The sequence below is a fragment of the Aeromonas aquatilis genome (assembly GCF_054052405.1).
Map to the genome: position 1 here is coordinate 83,870 of NZ_JBSTYP010000015.1, position 6,281 is coordinate 90,150.

4 protein-coding genes and 6 tRNA genes are annotated in these 6,281 nt (G+C 58.0%); all 10 read left to right on the forward strand.

Features of this window, described 5'->3' with window-relative positions; translation table 11 throughout:
- The first annotated feature begins 35 nt into the window (after positions 1-35).
- The 10 genes from ACW5W8_RS08010 to ACW5W8_RS08055 all read left to right on the forward strand — a co-directional run bounded on the left by ACW5W8_RS08010 (position 36) and on the right by ACW5W8_RS08055 (position 5,888).
- Positions 36-545, forward strand: a complete 510-nt coding sequence (locus ACW5W8_RS08010) for a regulatory protein RecX (protein WP_498627251.1) — start codon at positions 36-38, stop codon at positions 543-545.
- Positions 546-840: 295 nt separating this feature from the next.
- The gene (gene alaS / locus ACW5W8_RS08015) at positions 841-3,465 is read left to right on the forward strand and encodes an alanine--tRNA ligase (RefSeq protein ID WP_498627249.1); all 2,625 of its coding nucleotides are present in this window, start codon (positions 841-843) and stop codon (positions 3,463-3,465) included.
- Positions 3,466-3,481: 16 nt separating this feature from the next.
- Positions 3,482-4,720: an aspartate kinase gene (locus ACW5W8_RS08020; RefSeq protein ID WP_005336054.1), complete on the forward strand. Its 1,239-nt coding sequence runs from the start codon at positions 3,482-3,484 to the stop codon at positions 4,718-4,720.
- Positions 4,721-4,823: 103 nt separating this feature from the next.
- Positions 4,824-5,012 (forward strand): carbon storage regulator CsrA, encoded by a 189-nt coding sequence (gene csrA / locus ACW5W8_RS08025; protein WP_005336053.1) that lies wholly within the window; start codon positions 4,824-4,826, stop codon positions 5,010-5,012.
- A 213-nt stretch (positions 5,013-5,225) separates the two neighbouring features.
- Positions 5,226-5,318: transfer RNA gene (locus ACW5W8_RS08030), tRNA-Ser, on the forward strand.
- 3 nt (positions 5,319-5,321) lie between these two features.
- Positions 5,322-5,398 (forward strand) — tRNA-Arg (locus tag ACW5W8_RS08035).
- Positions 5,399-5,498: 100 nt separating this feature from the next.
- Positions 5,499-5,575: transfer RNA gene (locus ACW5W8_RS08040), tRNA-Arg, on the forward strand.
- A 25-nt stretch (positions 5,576-5,600) separates the two neighbouring features.
- Positions 5,601-5,677, forward strand: a tRNA-Arg gene (locus ACW5W8_RS08045).
- Between the two features lie 29 nt (positions 5,678-5,706).
- Positions 5,707-5,783 (forward strand) — tRNA-Arg (locus ACW5W8_RS08050).
- Positions 5,784-5,811: 28 nt separating this feature from the next.
- Positions 5,812-5,888: transfer RNA gene (locus tag ACW5W8_RS08055), tRNA-Arg, on the forward strand.
- The last annotated feature ends 393 nt before the right edge of the window (positions 5,889-6,281 follow it).

A 6,281-nucleotide genomic window follows, 5' to 3' on the forward strand; every position in this document is an offset into this window, starting at 1 on the left:
GAAGGCCGGGTAGATACCCGGCCTTGTTATTTATGATGGTTGATGAATCTGTTATCGAACCGGTTGAAACTGCCGAGCCGACCTTTGAAGAGCAGCTTGCCGCCGCCCGCGCCTTTGCCATGCGCAGTCTGGCCCGTCGCGAGAGTGCCGAGTCAGAGCTGGCCAACCGGCTGCGCCAGCAGGGTTTCAATGAAGAGGTGATCGAGGCGGTGGTCGATTACTGCCGCGGTTACAACTGGGTCAATGACGAACGTTACGGTGGTATGGCTGTACGTGCCGGTGCCGCCAAGGGCCATGGCCCCATCAAGATCCGTTTCGATCTGCACCGCAAGGGGCTCGACGATATGCAGATTGATGCCGCATTCGATCAGCTGGAGCTGGACTGGTTCGAACTGGCGTTTGCCCTGCTCGAACGGCGCGCCCGGGTGGCCGATCTGGCGGATTTCAAGCTGCGGATGAAGTGGCTCAAGTATCTGCTGGGGCGCGGCTTTACCCAGGATCAGGCCCGTTATGCCATCTCTGCCCTGCAGGAGCGGGAGGAGTAACGCCGCTGCGTGGCAACAGTCGTCTTACCTCTCCTTGTGGCAGGTTTTTCCTGCCGGCTCAGTAGGTTGCGAGCGCAATTCCGAAAAAGCCGCCTTTTGTTCATCTCATCCCTCTTTATGCGCTGCTTTTTTGCCTCTCGACAGTGAAAAAAGCCACTGTGGGCAGCGGCGCTCTTATCTGGCCCGTTTATGTGCGCTTTTTCGCCCGTGGCGGCCCTGTCCGTTTTACTTTACCCCGCAGAAAACTTACATTAATGCGGTTAAAAGTCCGTATTCGAATCAAGCAGGATTTTCCATGTATATGTCCACGTCAGAGATTCGCGCTGCGTTTCTCGAGTATTTCCGTTCCCAGGGGCACCAGGTTGTCTCCTCCAGCTCGCTGGTACCGCATAACGACCCGACCCTGTTGTTTACCAACGCGGGTATGAACCAGTTCAAGGACGTGTTCCTTGGCGCAGACAAGCGTGCCTACAATCGCGCGACGACTTCCCAGCGTTGCGTGCGTGCCGGTGGTAAGCACAACGATCTGGAAAACGTCGGCTATACCGCTCGTCACCACACCTTCTTCGAAATGCTGGGCAACTTCAGCTTCGGTGACTACTTCAAACAGGATGCCATCAAGTTTGCATGGGGCTTCCTGACCGAGGTGCTGCAGCTGCCGAAAGATCGCCTGCTGGTGACCGTCTACGCGACTGATGATGAAGCTTTCGACATCTGGGAAAAAGAGGTCGGTGTGCCGGCCGATCGCATTGTGCGCATCGGTGACAACAAGGGTGCCCCTTACGCTTCCGACAATTTCTGGGCGATGGGCGATACCGGCCCGTGCGGTCCCTGCACCGAGATCTTCTATGACCACGGCGATCACATCTGGGGTGGCCGTCCCGGCTCACCGGAAGAGGATGGCGACCGTTTCATCGAGATCTGGAACGTGGTGTTCATGCAGTTCAACCGTCAGGCTGACGGCACCATGGAGCCGCTGCCGCGTCCCTCTGTAGATACCGGTATGGGTCTGGAGCGTATCTCCGCCATCATGCAGGGTGTCCACTCCAACTACGAAATCGACATCTTCCAGGCGCTGATCAAGAAAGCGGCCGAGATTGTCGGTACAACAGATCTGAGCAACCAGTCCCTGCGCGTCATCGCTGACCACATCCGCTCCTGCGCCTTCCTGGTGGCTGATGGCGTGATGCCGTCCAACGAAGGTCGTGGCTATGTGCTGCGTCGCATCATCCGCCGCGCCGTGCGTCACGGTCGCAAGCTGGGCGCTACCGATGTCTTCTTCTACAAACTGGCTGCCGAGCTGGCAGTGCAGATGACGGATGTCGCTGCCGAGCTGATCGCCCAGCTGCCGCTGGTCGAGCGCGTGCTGCGTATCGAAGAGGAGCAGTTCGTCCGCACTCTGGATCGCGGTCTGCTGCTGCTGGAAGACGCTCTGGCCAACCTGGGCGATGCCAAGGTTATTCCGGGCGAAGTGGTGTTCAAGCTCTATGACACTTACGGCTTCCCGGCCGACCTGACTGCCGACGTGGTGCGCGAGCGCGAGATCGGCATCGACGAAGAGGGCTTCAAGGCCGAGATGGAGAAGCAGCGTGCTCGTGCCAAGGAGGCGTCCAGCTTTGGCGTGAACTACAACGAGATGCTCAAGCTCGACTTCGAGACCCCCTTCACCGGTTACAAGACCCTGACCGAGCGCACCCGTGTGCTCGGCATCTACAAGGGCACCGAAGAGGTGAGCGGTTTGATCTCCGGTGACGAAGCGGTCATCGTGCTGGAGCAAACCCCCTTCTACGCCGAGTCCGGTGGCCAGGTGGGCGACAGCGGTACCCTGAAAGTGGATGACGGCATTTTTGCCGTGACCGACACCCTGAAAGCGGGCAAGGCGATCATCCACAAGGGCTACATGGAGCTGGGCACCCTGGAGAAGGGCGCCGAAGTGGAAGCCGTGGTTGATGGCGATCGTCGTCAGGCCATCGCCCTGAACCACTCCGTGACTCACCTGTTGCACGCGGCCCTGCGTCAGGCACTGGGCGAGCATGTCACCCAGAAAGGTTCTCTGGTTGGGGCCGAGCGCATGCGCTTCGACTTCTCCCACTTCGAGGGGCTGACCATGGCGACCATTCGCCGGGTCGAGGAGCTGGTCAACAACCAGATCCGCGCCAACCACGAAATCACCACCCAGCTGATGGATCTGGAAGCGGCTAAGTCCGCGGGTGCCATGGCGCTGTTTGGTGAGAAATATGAAGACGACGTGCGTGTCGTGCGCATGGGCGACTACTCCACCGAACTGTGCGGCGGTACTCACGCCAAGCGCACCGGCGATATCGGCTTCTTCAAGATCATCGCCGAGAGCGGTATCGCTGCTGGCGTGCGCCGTATCGAAGCGGTGACCGGCAAAGCGGCCATCGACGTCATGCATCAGGTTGGCGAGCAGATCGAAGAGGCTGCTGCCCTGGTGAAAGGCGACCAGTTCTGCATCGCCGACAAGGTTCGCCAGATGCTGGACAAGGCCAAGATGATGGAGCGCGAGCTGGAGCAGCTCAAGGCCAAGCTGGCGGCTCAGGCCGGTAACGACCTGCTGGGTCAGGTGATCGAGATCAACGGTCAGAAGGTGCTGGTTGCAGCGCTGGAAGGGGCCGACCCGAAAGCCCTGCGCGGCATGCTGGACGAGCTGAAGAACCAGATGAAGTCCGGTGTTGTGCTGCTGGCAACCTGTGCCGATGGCAAGGTCAACCTGATCGCCGGCGTCACCAACGACCTGACCGGCAAGGTCAAGGCTGGTGAGCTGGTCAATCTGGTTGCCCAGCAGGTCGGTGGCAAGGGCGGTGGCCGTCCGGACATGGCACAGGCGGGTGGTACCCAGCCTGAGGCGGTGCCGGCAGCGCTGCAATCCGTTCACTCCTGGCTGGAAGAGCGCCTGTAATCGGGCGAGGTGATCTGTGGCACTCTATGTACAGAAGTACGGCGGCACCTCGGTCGGCACACTGGAGCGGATCGAGGCGGTAGCTGAGCGGGTCGAGCAGACCCGCGCCCAGGGACACGACGTGGTGGTGGTTGTCTCCGCCATGTCGGGCGAAACCAACCGGTTGCTGGGCATGGCCCAGCAACTGGATCCTGATGCCAACCGGCGGGAGATGGATGTACTGGTCTCCACCGGTGAGCAGGTCACCATAGCGCTGCTGGCGATCGCGTTGAACAAACGCGGTTGCCCGGCGGTCTCAATGACCGGTGATCAGGTGCGGATTCATACCGATTCCGCCTATGGCAAGGCGCGCATCACCCACATCGACACCGAGCTGGTTCATGCCGAACTGGCTGCGGGCAAGGTGGTGGTGATCGCCGGTTTCCAGGGCCGTGACGAGCATAACGCCATCACGACGCTGGGCCGCGGCGGTTCGGATACCACGGCGGTTGCCGTGGCGGCGGCCATCAAGGCCGATGAGTGCCAGATCTTTACCGATGTGGATGGGGTATACACCACGGATCCGCGCATCGAGCCCAAGGCGCGTCGTCTCGACACCATCACCTTCGAGGAGATGCTGGAGATGGCCAGTCTCGGCGCCAAGGTGCTGCAGATCCGCTCGGTGGAGTTTGCGGGCAAGTACCGCGTCCCGCTGCGGGTGCTGTCTAGCTTTATCGATGGAGAGGGAACCTTAATCACATATGGAGGTGATAGGATGGAAGCTCCCCTGGTATCCGGGATCGCGTTTAACCGCAACGAGGCCAGCCTGACCATTCTGGGCGTGCCGGACAGACCCACAGTTGCCGCGCAGATCCTGAATCCGATCAGCGATGCCAACATTGATGTCGACATGATTGTGCAGAACACCCTGGGAGATGGTACCGCCGACTTCACCTTCACGGTGAATCGTGACGACTATCGCCGTGCCCGGGCACTGCTGGAGGAGACCGCCACCGAACTTGGCGCCTCCTGCGTGCAGGGGAATGGCGAAATTGCCAAGGTTTCCATTGTCGGTGTCGGCATGTGGAACCATCCCGGTGTTGCGCGCACCATGTTCAAGGTATTGGGCGAGGAGGGGATCAACATGCAGTTGATCTCGACCTCTGAAATCAAAATCTCTGTGGTGATTGACGAGAAGTATCTGGAGCTGGCGGTGCGAGCCCTGCACGCGGCTTTCGGGTTGGATCAGGCACCGCAAGAGCAGCCCTTGGGCTAACAATCTCTGATTGATTTAGTTTCAACCATTTACCATATCGGTATCTTTGTTAGATAATGTCGCATATCGATATAAAAACAAAACAGGATACAGGAGCAAGCGAATGCTTATTTTGACTCGTCGTGTTGGGGAAACCCTGATGATTGGTGATGAAGTGACTGTCACCGTACTGGGCGTTAAAGGCAACCAGGTCCGTATCGGTGTTAACGCGCCGAAAGAGGTCTCCGTACACCGCGAAGAGATCTACCAGCGCATCCAGGCCGAGAAAGTTCCGGGCCAACCGGGCTTCTAAGCCACTTTCATGGCTGTGACAAGGCGACACCTCATGTGTCGCCTTTTGTTTTTCCGGCCCCCTGAAATCGCCCTGCAGGGTGCGAAAGTGCGGGATAAGTGCCGATATTGTTTGAATATTCCACGCTTTGACCAAATGCTGAGCGAACGCACTTTTTTCTCCAAAAAAGTGTTTGACTAAAAATCCCTGTGAAGTATTATCAGCCCCGCAAACGGAGAGGTGGCCGAGAGGCTGAAGGCGCTCCCCTGCTAAGGGAGTATGCGGCTTATACCCGCATCGGGGGTTCGAATCCCCCCTTCTCCGCCATTTGCGCCCGTAGCTCAGCTGGATAGAGTACCTGGCTACGAACCAGGTGGTCAGAGGTTCGAATCCTCTCGGGCGCACCATATTACGACTCAAGCAAGAGTCATGTGTTGACCATCAGCAAGTCGACACTTTGGAAAAGGCTTACTGATAAGTAAGCTTTTTTTATCGTTTTAAAACAGGGCGCCCGTAGCTCAGCTGGATAGAGTACCTGGCTACGAACCAGGTGGTCAGAGGTTCGAATCCTCTCGGGCGCACCATTTAAAACGACACAACGATTTATGAGCGCCCGTAGCTCAGCTGGATAGAGTACCTGGCTACGAACCAGGTGGTCAGAGGTTCGAATCCTCTCGGGCGCACCATTTTTCAAGCAGTACACAAAAGTTTGTGAGCGCCCGTAGCTCAGCTGGATAGAGTACCTGGCTACGAACCAGGTGGTCAGAGGTTCGAATCCTCTCGGGCGCACCATATTTCAAGCAGTACCAAAAGTTTATGAGCGCCCGTAGCTCAGCTGGATAGAGTACCTGGCTACGAACCAGGTGGTCAGAGGTTCGAATCCTCTCGGGCGCACCATACAGACAGCCTCGACTTAGGTCGGGGCTGTTTTTTTATGGGCGACATTTAACTTTTTGGTGCGGATCCCCGTGCGCTGTTGCGGGTAGATCGCCCGTTTACCTGGCTGTTCTTGTCCTCATTTCTTCCCCTTTCTGTGATTGCGCACAGTTCTTCTGATCGTTGCACCGCCTCACGACCCTTTGCCTCATCTATAGGCGCCTTGTATGCCTGCTGTTGCAACGGCAGATGCCGCGCAGCTCATCACTCAGGGGTTGGCTATCAACATCCTGCAAAGCCTGCTGAGGCGTTCTGCGGGCAATAAAAAGGCTATGTCCCAATTACGTGTTGCATGGGGTGCCCCAGCGCCTCATGCAAACATGCTTTGATATTCACGCCCCTCCCGTAACGCTC